The sequence below is a fragment of the Geobacillus sp. C56-T3 genome (genome assembly GCF_000092445.1).
Classification (GTDB): domain Bacteria; phylum Bacillota; class Bacilli; order Bacillales; family Anoxybacillaceae; genus Geobacillus; species Geobacillus thermoleovorans.
Genome location: NC_014206.1, coordinates 442922 through 460783 on the forward strand (window position 1 = coordinate 442922; position 17862 = coordinate 460783).

General features: G+C 52.9%; 12 protein-coding genes and 1 riboswitch. Of the genes, 7 read left to right on the top strand and 5 right to left on the bottom strand.

From position 1 onward, the window contains the following. The gene (locus GC56T3_RS02350) at positions 1-2007 is read right to left on the bottom strand and encodes an IucA/IucC family siderophore biosynthesis protein (protein ID WP_013144229.1); all 2007 of its coding nucleotides are present in this window, start codon (positions 2005-2007) and stop codon (positions 1-3) included. After that, positions 2004-3935, bottom strand: coding sequence for an IucA/IucC family siderophore biosynthesis protein (locus GC56T3_RS02355; RefSeq protein WP_013144230.1), 1932 nt, complete (start codon positions 3933-3935; stop codon positions 2004-2006). Before GC56T3_RS02355 ends, GC56T3_RS02350 begins: the two co-directional genes overlap by 4 nt. A 484-nt stretch (positions 3936-4419) precedes the next feature. Between GC56T3_RS02355 and GC56T3_RS02360 the strand changes: the two genes are divergently transcribed. The 7 genes from GC56T3_RS02360 to GC56T3_RS02390 all read left to right on the top strand — a co-directional run bounded on the left by GC56T3_RS02360 (position 4420) and on the right by GC56T3_RS02390 (position 15438). After that, positions 4420-5673, top strand: a complete 1254-nt coding sequence (locus tag GC56T3_RS02360; RefSeq protein WP_013144231.1) for a methyl-accepting chemotaxis protein — start codon at positions 4420-4422, stop codon at positions 5671-5673. Positions 5674-5808: 135 nt separating this feature from the next. Continuing rightward, positions 5809-5922, top strand: a riboswitch (TPP riboswitch). 171 nt (positions 5923-6093) lie between these two features. Further along, positions 6094-7782, top strand: a complete 1689-nt coding sequence (thiC, locus tag GC56T3_RS02365; RefSeq protein WP_013144232.1) for a phosphomethylpyrimidine synthase ThiC — start codon at positions 6094-6096, stop codon at positions 7780-7782. 229 nt (positions 7783-8011) lie between these two features. Next, entirely contained in the window at positions 8012-9130 is a 1119-nt protein-coding gene (locus tag GC56T3_RS02370; RefSeq protein WP_013144233.1) for an RNA-guided endonuclease TnpB family protein, read from the top strand. A gap of 610 nt (positions 9131-9740) precedes the next feature. Beyond that, positions 9741-10919 carry an aminotransferase class I/II-fold pyridoxal phosphate-dependent enzyme gene (locus GC56T3_RS02375; protein ID WP_013144234.1) on the top strand — a complete coding sequence of 393 codons (1179 nt, stop codon included), beginning with the start codon at positions 9741-9743 and terminating at the stop codon, positions 10917-10919. After that, the gene (locus tag GC56T3_RS02380) at positions 10916-12571 is read left to right on the top strand and encodes a thiamine pyrophosphate-binding protein (protein WP_013144235.1); all 1656 of its coding nucleotides are present in this window, start codon (positions 10916-10918) and stop codon (positions 12569-12571) included. Before GC56T3_RS02375 ends, GC56T3_RS02380 begins: the two co-directional genes overlap by 4 nt. Before the next feature lie 70 nt (positions 12572-12641). Beyond that, positions 12642-14123, top strand: coding sequence for an aldehyde dehydrogenase family protein (locus GC56T3_RS02385; protein WP_013144236.1), 1482 nt, complete (start codon positions 12642-12644; stop codon positions 14121-14123). Positions 14124-14280: 157 nt separating this feature from the next. Continuing rightward, positions 14281-15438 (top strand): saccharopine dehydrogenase C-terminal domain-containing protein, encoded by a 1158-nt coding sequence (locus GC56T3_RS02390; protein WP_013144237.1) that lies wholly within the window; start codon positions 14281-14283, stop codon positions 15436-15438. 186 nt (positions 15439-15624) lie between these two features. Here the strand turns inward: GC56T3_RS02390 and GC56T3_RS02395 are convergent, their stop codons facing one another. The 3 genes from GC56T3_RS02395 to GC56T3_RS02405 form a co-directional block, all read right to left on the bottom strand. Next, positions 15625-16782 (bottom strand): MFS transporter, encoded by a 1158-nt coding sequence (locus tag GC56T3_RS02395; protein WP_013144238.1) that lies wholly within the window; start codon positions 16780-16782, stop codon positions 15625-15627. Next, positions 16782-17210, bottom strand: a complete 429-nt coding sequence (locus GC56T3_RS02400; protein WP_013144239.1) for a MerR family transcriptional regulator — start codon at positions 17208-17210, stop codon at positions 16782-16784. Before GC56T3_RS02400 ends, GC56T3_RS02395 begins: the two co-directional genes overlap by 1 nt. A 154-nt stretch (positions 17211-17364) precedes the next feature. Beyond that, positions 17365-17850 (bottom strand): (2Fe-2S)-binding protein, encoded by a 486-nt coding sequence (locus GC56T3_RS02405; RefSeq protein ID WP_013144240.1) that lies wholly within the window; start codon positions 17848-17850, stop codon positions 17365-17367. Positions 17851-17862 lie beyond the last annotated feature (12 nt).

The following is a 17862-nucleotide window of genomic DNA, read 5'->3' on the forward strand; positions in this document are numbered from 1 at the left end:
TTATCGACTCGTTGCTAACGGATTGGGAACGGAAACGAAACAATACGTTTTCGCTTCTGGCTGCAGCCGCATTTTTGCCAGCGCCTTATGCTCGATGTGCGGCCGGTATAAGGCTTGGCGGTCTTCGTCTACTGCTCGTTTTAGGTTTGGGTCTTTGGCCAATTTGGCAAACACCTCATCACATTGGCGGCGGACGCATATCCAGCATTGTTCCTCGGCAATGCCCCACTGGCGGCTGATATGACGGATGATTTCGCCAAGCTGATTTTGAAAGACTGTATAAAACACTTTGTTTTGCGCTTCTCGCAAATCATCCGTAATCGTGATTGAATCGGGACGGACATCGATATTGAACCCTTGGCGCTCAAGGCGCGGCCGGTACAAACGGATGCCTCCCCAGTCGCGGAACAGCAATTTCATCGGTTTCCCTTGCCGGAAAACGGGAACGGTATTTTGCAAGTGTCCTTCCAGGCCAATACCGTACTTGACGAGCAACGTTAGAAAGCCACGGACGGCGATGCCGACGTATTCGCGAAGAAAGGAAAGCGCCGTTTCTTGAGATGATGGACGGCCGATTCCCTTGGCATATGCTTCAATAATATCGTTGATAATCGGCTGGCCGCTGAATGGTGACGAGGCGTATAAAGCGGTGCCGGCAATGGCGATTTCCCCTTCATCGACAAAGCGATCCAGCCCTTCCCGATAAATGACCGATAAGTTCCGTGCTTTATTTGGATCTTCAGAGCGAAACGAGCAGCCGCCGATTTCACAAACAGGAAGAAAGATAGCGGACAAGTCCCTCTCTCTTTCCAAAATGGCGCGAAGCAGCCGGCTGTATGTTGCGCCGTTGTTGGCTGACTGGGGGGAAATGGACCTGACCGTCGAGGTCATTTGACTATGGACGGCAGTCTTTATATACAGCGGCGCTTCTTTCGCCAAAACGGTTCGGAACGAGGCGGTCGCCTGCGTTGGGATCACCGCTCCTTCGATCAGCCAAAGGCGGCCGTCGCGCAATTCCGCACGATAGACGTTAGGAATGACATGTTCGTATTGCCAAGGATGGACAGGCACGAGCACATAGTCTTCTAGCTTCTTTTTGGTTTGCTGGAAGCATTCTGCAACCGGGCCGCGCAGCGACGGAAAATGGTCGAGCAGGAATGTGTTCGGATCCTCGTATCCGTCAAAGTGGAAATCGCACAAATTGCGTCGGACGGCGACGATTCGCAGCTGCGGTTGACCGCCAAACTCAGCCGAGTAAGCAAATACGTCTTTAGGGGACATCGGCAGTTTCGTTTTGGCGCCTGGATGAAGATGATGCCCTTCAATGCAAAGCTGCTCGAAAAACAGCGCCGGGCAAAACGATGGATCGCTTTGTCGTTGTTCGATATAGGTGAACAAGTTGTCCGCTTCCTTCCGCATCGTTTGGCATTCCTTTTCAAAATGCCAATAAGCCAACGCCAAGTTGGAGGTTCCGTTTTCCAATTCTTTCGCCAGCTGCGCCCATGCTTGTTCCTCGCCGGCCGCTTTGATGAGCGGCGTTAGCAACGAAAGGAAGGTAAGGGCGTCCCGCACCGTTTGGATGCCTTCGCCGATCCAAACGACCTCCTCGCCGATGTCACATTGGCGGAAGGCTGATTCGCCGCGGATGGGAATAAGAAAACATTGGCCGGACGCGACCGGAAACAGTTTATACGTGATCCCTTCCTGCAAATTGGCATCTGGCAGCCGGCGAACAACCGGTTCCCATTCTGGCGCCAGTCCATGCCAGTTCGTCATATATACCGAGCCGATCACTTGTAAGTCATAGGAATGTGAGTACAACCCGAATACGTCTTCTCGCAGCAACGCAGCTACGGTTCGTTGCAAGATCGTCGTCCGTGCCCGCATGACATGGCGGACATAAGCGGAGAGACGTTCAGGAAATCGTTTTTGGATGAACTCGACGCATTCTTGTTCGTATGGATAAAGGATGATATCAGCTGTCCGGAGGGATAAACGCGTGTTCATCGTTCCCATTCCTCCCTTTTCCATTTGGCCAGCGGATTAGCTGTTTCAATGAATCGGTTGCGAAGATCATCGGTTAAGCGCATAGCGACAAGTGCTTTCATCGGCAGCACCGGGGAAAAGAGCGCGTCCCGATCTTGCCTTGCCTGTTCTTCTGTTTCACTGTCACGGGTCAACGCGGCAAATGCATTCTCCATTACATCCGCTGTGGCCTGCCAAAGGAGTGTCTCGTCGATAGAGAACGTGCGGGAGAGGCAGGCGATCAGCTCGCCAAGATGGTTGTGAATGACGGCATGGGTGAACGTATGCCGCAATTCGTTAAGATCTGCTGTCACGATGCTTGAAGGCGCGAGCTCGTCAAGCGGATAGCGATGGCGACCGAAGCGGCCGCAATGAAGGCGGATTCCTCCCAAGTCGCGAACGTGCATTGACTGGGGCGCGCCGGAGCGAAAGACAGGAAGGCTATTTTGCAAGTGAGCTTCCAAGCTGATTCCGTACTTGCATAAAAGCAAGAGCAACGGCGGAACGAGCATTTCCGCATACTGCCGGAAAAACCATACAGCCGCCTCGCGCACGGAGCTTGCCCCCTGATTGGCTGCATATTCCTCAACGAGCTCAGCTGCCACCGGTTTGCCGCTCAGGAAGGAAGGGGCAAGGAGCGTCACGGCTGGCATCATGATATCCCCTTCCGCCAAATCGCGCTCCGGATTGGTTCGGACGATGGCCGAGAGCTGTTTGGCAAGAGCGGCATCCTCGTTGTCTGTCCGACCTTGCGGCGAGAAAGAGATGCCCGCTGTTTCGCTGACGACCCGAAAGCGGGGAGCAAGCCGCTCCTTGACGAGCACATCGTTCAGCCAAAGCGATAAGCGTGGTCCGTTGGCCGCTGCCGCCGGAGATACAGTGCGGATGGCGCTCGTCATTTGCACGTTGATCGGAGTTTTCAAATGATCGCCGGAAGCGCCGGGGATCATGAACGTCCGCACGGAAACGAGCGGATAAGCAGGCAGTACGCCGCCATCGATCGGAACGATTGTTTGTGCGGCTAGTTCGTTTTGGAAACGCTGTTGGATGACGTGTTTCCATTGCCATGGATGGACAGGGATGACGTCGTATTCGCATTCAGACAGGCCGTATGCCCGCAATGCGTTTTGCACAACGGACTGCAACGTTTTATCTTGTTCGTAAACCCAATCTGCCATCCGTCCGTAGGAAAAGGAAACGAAACGGCAATGGCTGCGACGCACCGCCAGCAAGGGGAGAGTGACTTTCGCTTCCCATTCCGGCGAATAGTCGATCATGTCTTGGACGCTGAAGCCGAGCCGCGTTTTGGCGCACGGGTGCAGTGTATGCCCGTCAATGACCGTTTGTTCGTAAAAGGTGAGAGGGCTAAACGGCCGCGGCTGGGCACGCACCCACTCGAGCGAAGACGAGTACGTTGCTCCATATGTATCGCGCCATCGACAGCGGCGCCGCTCGGCCGCGGCTTGGGCAAGCGCGTCGTTGATCACGCTGTTGGCGATTTCGGCGCAAAACTCGTCCCAATTTGGTGCACAACTGATGAGCCCTTCGCGTTGAAGCAGCTCGAGCAGCTCCAAGGGAGAGGAGAGAGACTTTCGCTCCTTCTGATCAAGCAGCCAAAGGCGCGCAACGGTAAACTGCCCTAAGGAAAACCGTTCCATTACCGCCGCTGTGATTTGTTTCTTCATAGAGAGTAGGATGGAAAGCTCCAATTTGTGGCCGGTTTGTTCCCAAACAACGCGATCTGGGCTGATGAGCTGTTCGCGAATAAGCGCCTGCAGCAGTCGGTTGGCTATGCGTTGACGGCTGTTCGGCAAGACGGCCAAAAACGAACGAGCCAACGATGGATCGACCGTTTGCAAATATCGATATGTTTCTTCTTCCTCAGTGAGAAAGAGGATGGACGAATTCAATCGGATCCCTCCATTTGATAACGATTATCAATTTCGTTAAATATCATAATATAAATGATTATCATTTTCAATAAGGAATTAAAAAATAGTCTTTCCGTCTAAGAGATAGGGAGGAGAGTAAGAAAAACTGACTAGTTCGATTGATGGGAGGGAGAATATAGAGGTTCCACCCTATGGTAAACGGCTGCGCTGCTTGTTTCACTTCAATGTCATTGCGGAGCAGATGCTCGACCGCTTTTAGTGTAACTGCTGAGAACACTGAATAAATATAACGTTTTTTGCTTTTCACTCAATAAATGAAGATTCGAAGAGGGGCTAAAACCTTGGTATAATAACGTTTTCTGATACTTTTGATGAACTCCTGTCATATAAAGGATGTCCGGTTGGGCGCTAAAGAAGGAAAACCAATGCACGTTGACGAATATGTCAATGCTATAGTAGTAGTATAAAGTTTTTTGACGATAGAAAAAAGGAGGAGAATGGATTGTCGTTAAGCGCTTATATCATTCGCACAATGTTCGTTGTCATTCCTGGCACAGCGGCGATCGGCATGGCCACATGCCTGGTCAACGGCATTCGCGGGGCGGCATTTTGGTGGACGCTTGTTGCTACGGTGCTGTTTGGGGCGATGCTCGGCTTCGTTTCGGCAACGCTCAACTATCGACGGTTTGTTGCCCCGATTGCCGTTATTAACGAACATTTAGGCAAGATGACAGGCGGAGATTTGACGGTGCGCATACCGCTTGATCGCGTGCAGCAGCTGCGGCCGATTGCGGCGTCGTTAAACGATATGGCAAACGCTTGGCAAAGTGTGATGGGGCAAATCCAACATCATGCCGAAGAAGTAGCGCAATATTCTCAGCAGCTTGCCGCCGTCGCCGAACAGACGACGAAAGCGACAGAGCAAATTGCGACAACGATGGAAACGCTTGCGGCAAGTGGGGAGGAGCAGGCCGATGCTGTCCGCACCACCGCCGCGTCCGTGCATGATATTTCCCAAACATTGAGCGACGTCGCTTTCCATACGAAAGAAGTGGCGCACCGGGCTGAGAAAACATCGGCGAAAGCAGAGGACGGCAAGCAGTCAATCGGACAAATGTCCGAGCAAATGCAGTTCATTTACGATCATGTGCAAACGCTCGGCCAGGTGGTGAAAGGGCTTGGGGAGCGCTCCAACGAGATTGGACAGATTACGGAAGCGATCACCGGCATTGCGTCGCAGACGAATTTGTTGGCGCTCAATGCGGCGATCGAAGCGGCGCGCGCCGGCGAGCAAGGGAAAGGGTTTGCGGTTGTCGCGGATGAAGTGCGGAAGCTCGCAGAACAATCAGCGCGCTCAGCGCAACAAATTTCCGAGCTGATCGGTTACATTCAAGAAGAAACGAAGCGGGCGGTTGCGTCTGCCGAACAGGTGATCTCCGAAGTGGCGAAAGGATTGAACGTGGCGGCGGCATGCGGCCAATCATTTGCCCATATTCGCGAGGAGGTCGGCCAAGTGAGCAAACAAATTGGACAAGTATCGTCCGCCATCGAGCAAATGACGGAGCATGCTCGTCAAGTGAACGACGCACTCCAACAGATGACCAATATTGTCGAACAGTCAGCGTCCGGTGCGGCCAACGTATCGGCAGCGACGCAGGAACAAATGGCTTCTGTCGAGGAAATCGCTTCTTCGTCGACATCGCTCGGTCAGATGGCGGACGAGATGCGGGCAATGCTGAAGAAATTTTCTGTGTGAGTGAGGAAAAGGACGCTTTCTTCGAGAAAGAGGGGCTTTCAAACGACGTGTGGGAGTCAACGTTTGGAATAAAATGGTTTGCATCTTTGCCAATTGCCTGATAAAATAAAAAAAGTCAGTCATCATTGTGATACGCTTATCTGCTAGGGGAGTCCGAGAGCCGGGCTGAGAAAAGAACGCGATGAAGTTCTTTGACCCTTTGAACCTGATCTGGGTCATGCCAGCGTAGGGAAGCAGGCAGCGGGAACAGATGGACGTGTCTTGTTCATTTGGCCTTTTGCCTTCGATCAGGTTCCGGTGTCGGAACCTGTTTTTATTTTGAATCGGCCGCCATCGCCTATTCTCGTGTTTGCCCCGCTTCAGACGGTGTGGCTTCAGATCTGATCTTTCATCATTTTATGTTGAAAGGGGAAGCCACGCATGGAAAACATCCGCTCGTTTATGTCGTTTCCGGAAAGCCGCAAAGTGTACATCGAAGGGTCGCGCCCGGATGTGCGCGTGCCGATGAGAGAAATTGCTTTGTCGCCAACGAAAACGCCGCAAGGAATGGTGGAAAACAAACCGGTGCGTGTCTACGATACGACGGGCCCGTATACGGATCCCGATTTTGAACCGGACGTGGAGAAAGGCTTGCCTCCTCTTCGCCGTCGCTGGATTGTCGAGCGCGGCGATGTGGAGGAAATGGAGCGGTCTTCTGTTGCGATCCAACGTTCGCTTCCGTTTGTGCGCCGTCCATTGAGGGCAAAGCCCGGAAAAACAGTGACACAAATGCATTACGCCAAACGGGGGATCATTACGCCAGAAATGGAGTTTGTCGCGATTCGTGAACAAATCAATCCGGAAATTGTCCGCCAAGAAGTCGCCGCTGGTCGGGCCATTATTCCAGCCAATATTAACCATCCGGAGAGCGAACCGATGATCATCGGCCGTCGTTTCCATGTGAAAATTAATGCCAATATCGGCAACTCGGCTGTTTCTTCATCGATTGAAGACGAAGTGGAAAAATTGCTTTGGGCGGTGCGTTGGGGCGCCGATACGGTCATGGATTTATCGACCGGCAAACACATTCATGAAACGCGCGAGTACATCATCCGCAATTCGCCGGTCCCCGTGGGAACGGTGCCGATTTATCAGGCGCTCGAAAAGGTAGGAGGGGTGCCGGAGAAGCTGACATGGGACGTGTACCGCGAGACGCTCATCGAGCAGGCTGAACAAGGAGTCGACTACATGACGATCCACGCCGGTGTGCGGCTTCATTACATTCCGCTCACCGCCAACCGGACGACCGGAATTGTCTCGCGCGGCGGCTCGATCATCGCCCAATGGTGTTTGGCCCACCATGAAGAAAACTTTTTGTATACGCATTTTGAAGAAATCTGCGAGATTTTGAAACAATACGATGTCGCGATCTCCCTTGGCGACGGCTTGCGCCCCGGCTCCATCGCCGATGCGAACGATGAGGCGCAGTTTGCGGAACTCAAGACGCTCGGCGAGCTGACGAAAATCGCCTGGAAGCATGATGTGCAGGTGATGATCGAAGGGCCCGGACATATTCCAATGCATAAAATTCGCGAAAATGTCGAGCAGGAACAGGAAATTTGTCATGAAGCGCCGTTTTATACGTTAGGGCCGCTTGTCACCGACATCGCGCCCGGGTATGACCATATTACGTCAGCGATTGGCGCCGCCATCATTGGTGCTTATGGAACGGCGATGCTTTGTTACGTAACGCCCAAAGAACATTTAGGGTTGCCGAATAAAGAGGACGTACGCGCCGGGGTCGTGGCCTATAAAATCGCCGCCCATGCGGCTGATCTGGCAAAAGGGCATCCAGCCGCTCAGCAGCGTGACGACGCGCTCTCGAAAGCGCGCTTTGAATTTCGTTGGAACGATCAGTTCAATTTATCCCTCGATCCGGAACGGGCCCGCGAATACCATGATGAAACATTGCCGGCTGAGGCGGCGAAAACGGCTCATTTTTGTTCGATGTGCGGGCCGAAATTTTGTTCCATGAACATTTCACATGAACTGCAACGGAAAATCAAAGAGGAGGGGATGAAAGAAAAAGCGCAACAATTTATTCGGCAAGGGTCGTCGCTGTATCAATGACAAGAAGCGGGCTGCGATGCTCGGCATGGTGGAGAGGATATGGAAGTTCGATCAACGGAAAAAGCATGAGCTGGAAAACGCTCGGTGCTGATCGAAGCAGCGGAGGGGGGCGAACGTTCATCGTCTTTGGCGAGGAGACCCCCACTTCAACGACCAAAGGGAGTAAGTGGGGGAGGAATCGCTTTTTTTGTGTTTTTGTATCACTTTTAGTGAAAGAGAGGTGAGACAAATGGACATGACGTTAACAGCCAAAATAAAAATTTACCCAACAGCGGAACAAGCAGAAGTATTGAAAGCCACCCTTTCCGCTTATCGACAAGCGTGCAACGCTGTGTCTGTTGTGATTTTGGACACAAAAGTGCTTGCACAAGCCAAGTTACACGACATGACCTATCGTCTACTTCGATCAAACTACGCTTTGCGTTCGCAAATGGCGCAATCTGTGATTAAAACGGTGATCGCTAGATACCGTTCCCTAAAAAGCAATGGTCATGAATGGACATTGGTTCGCTTTAAAAAGCCTGAATATGATCTCGTTTGGAATCGAGATTACTCCATTGTTCAAGGGTTATTTTCTGTCAATACACTAGAAGGACGAATCAAAGTGCCATTCGAACCAAAAGGCATGGAACAATATTTTGATGGCTCATGGACGTTTGGCACAGCCAAACTCGTCTACAAGCATAACAAATTCTTTTTGCACATCCCCATGACCAAAACAATTCCAACCGTAGATGAACACAACATTCGCCAAGTGGTCGGTGTCGATGTAGGGGTTAACTTTCTTGCAGCAGCTTATGATTCGCAAGGGAAAACTATCTTTTTTAACGGACGAAAAATCAAGCATATGCGTGCCAAGTACAAACGAATGCGAAAAACCCTCCAGCAAAAAGGGACGGCTTCTGCGCGTCGGAAGTTGAAAACAATCGGACAACGAGAAAACCGTTGGATGACGGATGTGAACCATGCTGTCACGAAGGCACTCGTTCGTCAATATGGAGAACGTACCCTTTTTGTATTAGAAGATTTAACAGGCATTCGTGAAAAAACAGAACGTGTACGTATCCATGACCGATATGAAACCGTATCGTGGGCTTTCTATCAGTTCCGTCAAATGTTAGAGTATAAGGCACGTTTGCATGGGTCAAAAGTGATGGTGGTTGCTCCGCATTACACCTCTTTGACATGTCCAAAGTGTGGTCATACGGAAAAAGCCAATCGAAAGAAACGTACACACACCTTTTGTTGTCGAACATGCGGATATACCTCAAACGATGACCGCATTGGTGCTATGAACCTTCAACGAAAAGGAATAGAGTACATCGTTGAAGGAACGACACAGGCATGACCTGCGTCGTTGGGTAGTTGTCAACCTGCCCCCTGATGCAACCCCAAGTCAAGGAAGGAGGACGAAGTCCGCTCGCACTTCTGGGGAGTTGCAAGCCCCCACTTCAAGCGTTAGCTAAGTGGGGGTAGTTGACCGCCCCTCTTGTTTATTGTGCAAATTGGTCCGGTTCCTTATTATTTTAAAAATATATAATTTTTAAAAAATATATTTACAAATCGTTTCGGATTGATTATGATAATGGCATAAGGTGCAAATTTCTAATCATAGAATGATCATGCGGGGAAAACTGCGCAGTCTATCGCGGCGCCTTCGCCGGCGCTTCGCTTCCATAGACAGCGGCCAGTTGCGTCATCGAACCGTGGATGATGCCGGCCGCTTCTTTTTATGGCGAAAGGGCCGGGTTTCAGAAGGTTGATCGCGTTTTTCTAGCAGCTTAGTGAAAAAATAACCACTTCTCCTGCATCGACCGCTTTTCGAGAAAAAAGATTTTGATGATGTCTTGATGTGAGAAAGCCATTGGTATTATAGGCTGCTTCTTGAACGTGAGACGGGCATGAGGGTGATGGGCGTGCGCATAAACTGAAACGAAGGGCCATGAGGAGGGATGGGATTGAACACATTTTCCGATATTGTGCAGACGATGCCGCCATATTTGTTCTCCCGATTTCAGAAGAAAAAAGAAGAACTGCTAAAGCTCGGGGTCGATGTCATTGATTTAGGGATCGGCGCCCCCGATTTGCCGCCCCCTTCCTTTGTCATCGAAGCGTTGAAAGAAGCGCTCGATGCGCCAGAACACTATACGTATTCGCCGTATGGCGGCTGCAGGGAGTATCGGGAAGCGGTCGCGCGTTTTTATGAACGGGAATATGGCGTCAAGCTCGATCCGGAGACCGAGGTGTTGGCGTTAATCGGCTCGAAAGAAGGAATCGTCCATTTGCTGCAAGCCGTTCTCAATCCCGGCGAGCTCGCCTTAGTGCCTGATCCGGGCTATCCTGTCTACCGGACGGCCGTCCATTTTGCCCGCGGCCAGAGCCTATCGCTGCCGCTCGATGCGCAACATGGTTATATTCCTCGGTTTGATGCGCTTCCCTCGTCCGTTTATGACCAAGCGAAAATCATGTTTCTCAATTATCCGAGCAATCCGACGGCCGCCGCTGTCGATTTGGATGTATTTGCCGAAGCCGTTTCACTTGCCCGTCAGCACCAGATGTTCATTGCTCATGATGCGGCCTACTCGTTTGTGACGTTTGCCGGTTTTCAAGCGCCGAGCATTTTGCAGGTGGACGGGGCAAAGGAAGTGGCAGTGGAATTTGGATCGTTGTCCAAAAGCTATAACATGGCCGGCTGCCGCATCGGATACGTAGTCGGAAACCGGGACATGATTCGAGCGCTTTCGGTGATCAAGAGCAACACGGATACGTGCCAGTTTATTCCGATCCAGAAGGCGGCGGTGGCCGCTTTGACGAACGGACGGACGTTTATTCGAGAAAATAGCCGCATTTATGAACAACGCATGAATATGATGGTCGAGAGACTTCGAGAACTGGGCATCGACGTGCAGCGGCCGAAAGCGACCTTTTTCTTGTGGATCCCGGTCTATGACGGATACTCGTCCGAACGATTTGCCGCCAAACTGCTGGAAGAAGCGGGAGTCATCGTAACACCGGGAACAGCGTTTGGATCCGCAGGGGAAGGATATGTCCGCGTATCGCTGTCAGCGCCGATGGAGCGTCTGCAGCAAGCCGTTGAACGATGGAAGCAAGTGGATTGGGAGGAATCGGCGCGATGAAGAGAACGATGCGTCACATCACGGTGGCTCAAGCCATCGTCGAATGTTTCAAACAGGAACAAATCCGTTATGTGTTTGGTGTGCCGGGGGAAAGTTATTTGCCCCTGCTTGATGCCATCTATGATGAGCCATCCATCGAGTTCATCTCCGCCCGCCATGAAGGGGGTGCTTCCTTTATGGCGGAAGGGTATGCGAAAGCGTCGCGGAAGTGCGGCGTCGTGCTGGCTACAAGGGCGGTTGGCGGGGCGAACTTAACGATCGGCGTCCATACCGCGAGGCAAGATTCCACTCCGATGGTCGTGTTTTTGGGGCAAGTGAACAGCCGCTTCCTAGGGCGTGAAGGATTTCAGGAAGTCGATATGGAAGCGTTTTTTCGTCCGATCGCAAAATGGGTGGTCGAAATTCGCGAAGCCGAGCGGGTGCCAGAGCTGGTGCAACGGGCGTTTCGCACCGCGAAAACAGGGCGGCCCGGCCCCGTCGTCGTTTCACTGCCAGAAGATGTATTTTCCAAAACGATAACGGAAGCAGTGATGGCCGAGACCTATGTGCCGAAGCCGGCCCCAAGGCAAGAGGATATACGGAATATAAAGGAGCGGCTCGAGCGCGCCAAACGGCCGCTCGTGATTGCCGGCGGCGGCGTCAAATGGTCGGGAGCGGAGCAGTTGCTGCGCTTATGGGCGGAAAAGTATGCACTTCCGGTCATGGCGGCGTTCCGGCGGCATGACGTGTTTCCCCACAACCATCCGTGCTATGTCGGACACCTAGGTCTAGGGGCGCCCAAAGCGGTCATGGAAACGGCCGAGCAGGCGGATGTGGTGATGGCGTTGGGAACGCGGCTATCGGAAGTGACGACACAAGATTACCGTTTGCTCTCTCCCAATCAGACGCTGATTCACATCGATATCGACAGCGATGGATTCGGAAAAGTGTATGCACCGGATCTCGCGGTTTGGGCTGACTGTCAGGAAGTGCTGTCCCGTTTGCTCGATATCGCGGTGCGGCCGTCTTGGCAAGAATGGGCGGCTGAACGGAGGAAACGGTACGAACAAACGGCCAGGCTGCCGGTGGAACATCGCAATCTCTATGAAGTTGTGATGGCGAGTTTGGCGCGCCATTTGCCAAAAAATGCGGTCATTACGAACGATGCCGGGAATTTCGCCGGTTGGCTTCATGCTTTTTTCCCGTTTGGGGATGGGCACACGTACATCGGCCCCACGTCGGGAGCGATGGGATATGGCATGCCGGCTGCCATTGGCGCGAAACTGGCCTTTCCCGACCGGACCGTCGTTTCTTTATCCGGGGATGGCGGCTTTATGATGACGGTGCAGGAGTTGGAAACGGCCGCTCGATACGATATTCCGATCATCAGCATTGTGTTTAACAATCATATGTACGGCACCATCCGCATGCATCAAGAATTGCAGTTTCCGGGGCGGGTCATCGGCACCGATTTAGGCCGCGTGTCGTTTGCCCGGTTGGCAGAATGCCTAAACGGCCGCGGGTTCCAAGTACAGACGGAACAACAGTTCACGGAAGCGCTTCTGTTGGCGCTTGAGGCCAAGAAGCCGACGGTGATTGAAGTGTTGACCGATCCGGACCACATTTCGGTGGCCGCAACGATCCAGGACTTGCGGGCCAAGAGGAAGTCCTGACGATCATCGCTCGGCGTTCAATGTATAAATTATCTCAATAAATCATCTAGAAAAATGGGGGGAGTATACAGTGAAAATCCAAAACTATATCAATGGAGAATGGAAGGAGCCAAGCACCGGGCAATTTGCGCCGGTGATCAATCCGGCGACGGGGGAAACGATTGCCGAGGTGGCGATGTCCGGGCCAAACGATATTGATGAGGCCGTTCAAGCAGCCAAAGAAGCGCAGAAACAGTGGGCGCTCGTGCCGGCGCCGAAACGCGCGGAAATCTTGTATAAAGTTGGGATGCTGCTAAAGGAGCGGAAAGAACAGCTGGCCCGGCTGTTGACGATGGAAATGGGCAAAGTGATTGAGGAAGCGCGTGGCGAAGTGCAGGAAGGCATTGATATGGCGTTTTACATGGCGGGAGAAGGACGGCGGTTGTTCGGCGATACGACGCCGTCTGAACTGAAAGACAAATTTGCCATGAGCGTCCGCACGCCGGTTGGAGTGGTCGGCATCATCACTCCATGGAATTTTCCCATTGCCATCGCCACTTGGAAGTCGTTTCCGGCCATTGTTGCCGGCAATGCGGTCGTATGGAAGCCAGCGCCCGAGACACCGATCATGGCGCAGGAATTAGCTCGCATTTTTGAAGAAGCGGGCTTGCCGCCGGGAGTGTTTCATGTGGTCCACGGTGACGGGCCGACAGTCGGCAATGCGCTCGTCGAGCATCCTGATGTCAAGGTCATCTCATTTACCGGATCGAATGAAGTCGGGCGGATGATTGCGGAAAAATGCGGACGGCTGTTGAAAAAGGTGTCGCTTGAAATGGGAGGAAAAAACGCCGTCATTGTGATGGATGATGCGGATTTGACATTGGCGGTTGACGGCATCATCTGGAGTGCGTTCGGTACATCAGGCCAGCGGTGCACGGCGTGCAGCCGGGTCATCGTCCATGAGCGGGTGAAACAGGAGCTTGAGCGGCGTCTGCTTGAAGCTGTGAAAACATTGAAAATCGGCAACGGGTTGGATGAAACGGTCAAAGTCGGACCCGTCATCCATGAAGAGGCGCTGCAAAAAATCGACCGCTACGTGCGCATTGGCGTAGAAGAAGGGGCGAAACTGCTTGTGGGCGGCTATATATTGCGCGAGGGCGACTATGCGCGCGGCTTTTATTACGCGCCGACGATTTTCACCGATGTCACGCCGAATATGCGCATCGCCCGCGAAGAAATTTTCGGCCCGGTCGTGTCGATCATTTCCGTCCGCAGTTTGGAAGAAGCGATCGCCGTCAACAACAGCGTCGATTATGGGCTGTCAAGCGCCATTTTCACACGCGATGTCAACAATGTATTCCGAGCGATGCGCGATTTGGACACCGGCATCGTGTATGTCAACGCCGGCACAACGGGAGCGGAAATTCATTTGCCGTTTGGCGGCACGAAAGGGACGGGCAACGGCCACCGCGACTCCGGCGTCGCTGCGCTTGACGTATTCACCGAATGGCGGAGCATTTATGTCGATTTCAGCGGCAAGCTGCAACGGGCGCAAATCGATACCGATGATTGAACCGGGCTGTCGCTTGCAACATGGTCGGCAAAAGAGAAGCGAAGATCAACGTGGAACATATATCGTGAATCGAAGCAGCGGCCGCGGCAAAGATGTGAAAAAAGCGGCTGTCATGTGAGCGTATGGCAAAGAATCGGTGACAGAGGGGGAAAGAACGATGAAAGTGCTCGTGCTTGGAGCGGGGCTGATGGGCAAAGAAGCAGCACGCGATTTAGTGCAAAGCCAAGATGTTGAGGCGGTGACGTTGGCGGATGTCGATTTGGCCAAGGCGGAGCAGACGGTGCGGCAGCTTCATTCCAAAAAGCTTGCCGCTGTGCGGGTGGATGCCAGCGACAAGCGGCAGCTGTCGGCTTTCATGAAAGGGCACGATGTGGTTGTCAACGCCTTGTTTTACCAGTTTAACGAAACGGTGGCGAAAACGGCTATTGCAGCTGGCGTCCATTCTGTCGATTTAGGCGGCCATATCGGCCATATCACCGACCGGGTGCTTGAGCTGCATGAACAAGCCCAAGCCGCTGGGGTGACCATCATCCCCGACCTTGGCGTCGCACCCGGAATGATCAACATTTTATCCGGCTATGGGGCGAGTCAACTCGATGAGGTGGAATCCATCTTGCTGTATGTTGGCGGCATCCCCGTCCGCCCCGAACCGCCGCTGGAGTACAACCATGTGTTTTCGCTCGAGGGGCTGCTTGACCATTACACCGATCCGGCCTTGATCATCCGCAACGGCCAAAAGCAGGAAGTGCCGTCCCTTTCGGAAGTCGAGCCGATTTATTTCGACCGGTTCGGGCCGCTTGAAGCGTTTCACACCTCAGGCGGGACGTCGACGCTCTCGCGCTCGTTTCCAAACTTGAAGCGGCTCGAGTACAAAACGATCCGCTACCGCGGCCATGCGGAAAAATGCAAGCTGCTTGTCGATTTGAATTTGACGCGCCACGATGTGGAAGTGGAGATCAATGGATGCAGAGTCAAGCCGCGCGATGTGCTGCTTTCCGTCCTGAAGCCGCTGCTTGATTTGAAAGGAAAAGATGATGTGGTGTTGCTTCGGGTCATCGTCGGCGGTAGGAAAGATGGAAAGGAAACGGTGCTTGAATACGAAACCGTCACGTTCAATGACCGCGAAAATAAAGTGACGGCGATGGCGCGTACGACGGCCTACACCATTTCCGCTGTCGCTCAGCTCATCGGCCGCGGGGTGATCACAAAGCGCGGCGTCTATCCGCCGGAGCAAATCGTTCCGGGGGATGTATATATGGACGAGATGAAAAAACGCGGCGTTCTCATCAGCGAGAAGCGGACGGTTCATAGCTGAACAGCGAGCGCCATAAGCAGGAGGATGGAAGCAGTTTCGTGAAAAAGGGCAATGCTTCGCCGCCGCGAACACGATGGCAAAATGGCTGCGGCCGGGAAGCGAATTGTGAACAACGCCCGTTCCCGTCTGGAACGGGCGTTTTCTGATTTTAGACGCGAAATGATTGTGATCGCCTGTTTTTTACGGCTATGCCGTTTTGGGTGCCGAAGTCTTGCGCTTGCGCCAGGAAAGGAACAGAAAGGCGATGAGCGCCAGCGCCATGGCTACCATAAACGGTGCTTTTGAGGAAATGGTGTGGCCGATGATGCCGGACAGCACCGGAGCGATGGCCGCTCCGAGCCAGCGGACGAAGTTGTACGTGCCGGACGTCACTCCCCGCTCATATGGCGATGTTTCCATCACATAGCTTGTAAACAAAGCGTTGTTGAGTCCGGAGACGAGCCCAGACAAAATGATGAGCGTTACCATAAGCCATGTCGGCTTGGCGGCTACAAGAAGCAGCAATAAGGCTGCGAACATCAGCAAACCGTATGGCAAAATTCCCCTTGGTTCATATTGTTTCTCAAGATGATGGGCGAGCACCGCTGAGCCATAAGCAAGGCAGAGTCCCCAGCCGAAGAAAACGAGGCCGATTTGGATGGCCGACAGTCCAATGATCAAAGGCGAATACGTCAATACGACGAAAAAGCCGTAATAGTAAAGCATGCCGCCGACCGCCCCTTTTAAAAATGGCGGGAACGAAAGCAACCGCCGCATTTCTTGCAGGCCGACCGCTTTTTTCGGCTTTCCTTTGTTCGGATCATAGACGAAAAAAGTGACGAGTAAAAAGGCAATGAAAATCAAGACGCTCGTGCCGAGAAAAGGATAGCGCCATGAATGTTGGCCGAGCAGTCCGCCGACGAGCGGACCGCCGGCCATGCCGAGGCCGATCGCCGCTTCATACAGGCCGACCGCGGTGCTTGCCTGCGGCGTCAACGCGATCAACAACGTCATGGCTGTGGCGAAAAACGTCGCATTGCCCAATCCCCAGCCGGCGCGAAAGAGCGACAGCTGCGGAATAGTAGAAGCAAAGCCGCACAACAACGAAAAAATCGTAACGAGGCCAAGCCCGATCACCATCATTTGTTTATCGCCGATACGGCTGACAACAAAACCGACCGGGATCATCATGACCGCCATCGTCAAAATGTAGGCGGTAAACAACATTTCGACTTGCCAATGGGTGGCGCCGATGCTTTCGGCGATGACCGGCAAAATCGGGTCGACGATCCCGATGCCCATAAACGCTAAAAAGGCGGCGGCGACGGTAATCCACCGCGCCCTTGTTTTTCTCCCTTCCTCCACTATTCTTCTCTCCTTTCTTGCAAGAGGGCGTCTACCCGCTCTGCCATTTGTTCCAGCTCTTGCTTCAGCATGGCCATCTTCTTCATTTTCTCTTCCAGCATGGCGATTTGCCGACGCAATCCAGCGCTGATTTGTTCCAGTTCACGCCGTTTTTCGCTCCCAGCGGCCTCATGTCGATATTCCGCCCGATGCGTCTCCATCGTTTCTTTCAGCGCCAAAAAATGCTGCAGCTCCTGCAGCGAAAAGCCGAGCACTTCGCGCGCGGCAACGATGTTTTTCAGCCGTTCGATGTCCTCAGCTGTATAAAGGCGTGTGCCGCCTTCGCTGCGCGCCGGCGGCTTGATCAAGCCAATCTCCTCATAATAGCGAATCGTCCGTTTTGTTAGGCCGGTTGCTTTGGCGACGTCATCGATTTTGAATCGCTCCATTCGGGGCCCCCTCGCTTTCCCGTGATCACAGTGAACGATCTGTTTTACAAACATAACATTAACGTTAACGTTATATTTTTGTCAATAGCTATTTAGATGAGATGTCCGCATCAAAAAAGAATATCCCGATTGGGTGCGGGATATCCATTGCTCGTCAAGGATCTGTTGGTTTTGCTTTTTTGGCTTCGAGCACTTCTTTGACCGCCACTTCAATTTCTTGATAGCTTGTGCAGCGGCAAATATTCGACTCCAGCCATTCTTGAATCGTCGCCTCATCGGCGTTTGGGTGCCGCTCGATGAGCGCGTGGGCGTTCATAATGAACCCAGGAGTGCAATAGCCGCACTGAAAGGCGAAGTGGCGGACGAAGGCGTGCTGAATGGGGGCATCATCAAGCCCTTCGATCGAGGTGATCTCTTTGCCGACCGTTTCGATAGCCAGCATCATGCATGATTTGATCGGCGTGCCGTCGACTAAGACGGTGCAGGCGCCGCAGTCGCCGTTCAAACAGCCTGGCTTGGCCCCGGTCAGCCCCAGCCCATCACGCAAAACAAACAGCAGCGTTTCGGATTGGCGAGCGACGATCGATCGTCGTTCTCCATTAATGTGCAGCACAAGCTCCCGCTTTGTCGTTTCCTCCATGTCCACATGCCC

Coding starts and splice junctions, on each gene's coding strand:
- GC56T3_RS02350 (WP_013144229.1), bottom strand. CDS start 2,007: ATGAACACGCGTTTATCCCTCCGGACAGCTGATATCATCCTTTATCCA.
- thiC (WP_013144232.1), top strand. CDS start 6,094: ATGGAAAACATCCGCTCGTTTATGTCGTTTCCGGAAAGCCGCAAAGTG.
- GC56T3_RS02370 (WP_013144233.1), top strand. CDS start 8,012: ATGGACATGACGTTAACAGCCAAAATAAAAATTTACCCAACAGCGGAA.
- GC56T3_RS02380 (WP_013144235.1), top strand. CDS start 10,916: ATGAAGAGAACGATGCGTCACATCACGGTGGCTCAAGCCATCGTCGAA.
- GC56T3_RS02390 (WP_013144237.1), top strand. CDS start 14,281: ATGAAAGTGCTCGTGCTTGGAGCGGGGCTGATGGGCAAAGAAGCAGCA.
- GC56T3_RS02400 (WP_013144239.1), bottom strand. CDS start 17,210: ATGGAGCGATTCAAAATCGATGACGTCGCCAAAGCAACCGGCCTAACA.
- GC56T3_RS02405 (WP_013144240.1), bottom strand. CDS start 17,850: ATGGAGGAAACGACAAAGCGGGAGCTTGTGCTGCACATTAATGGAGAA.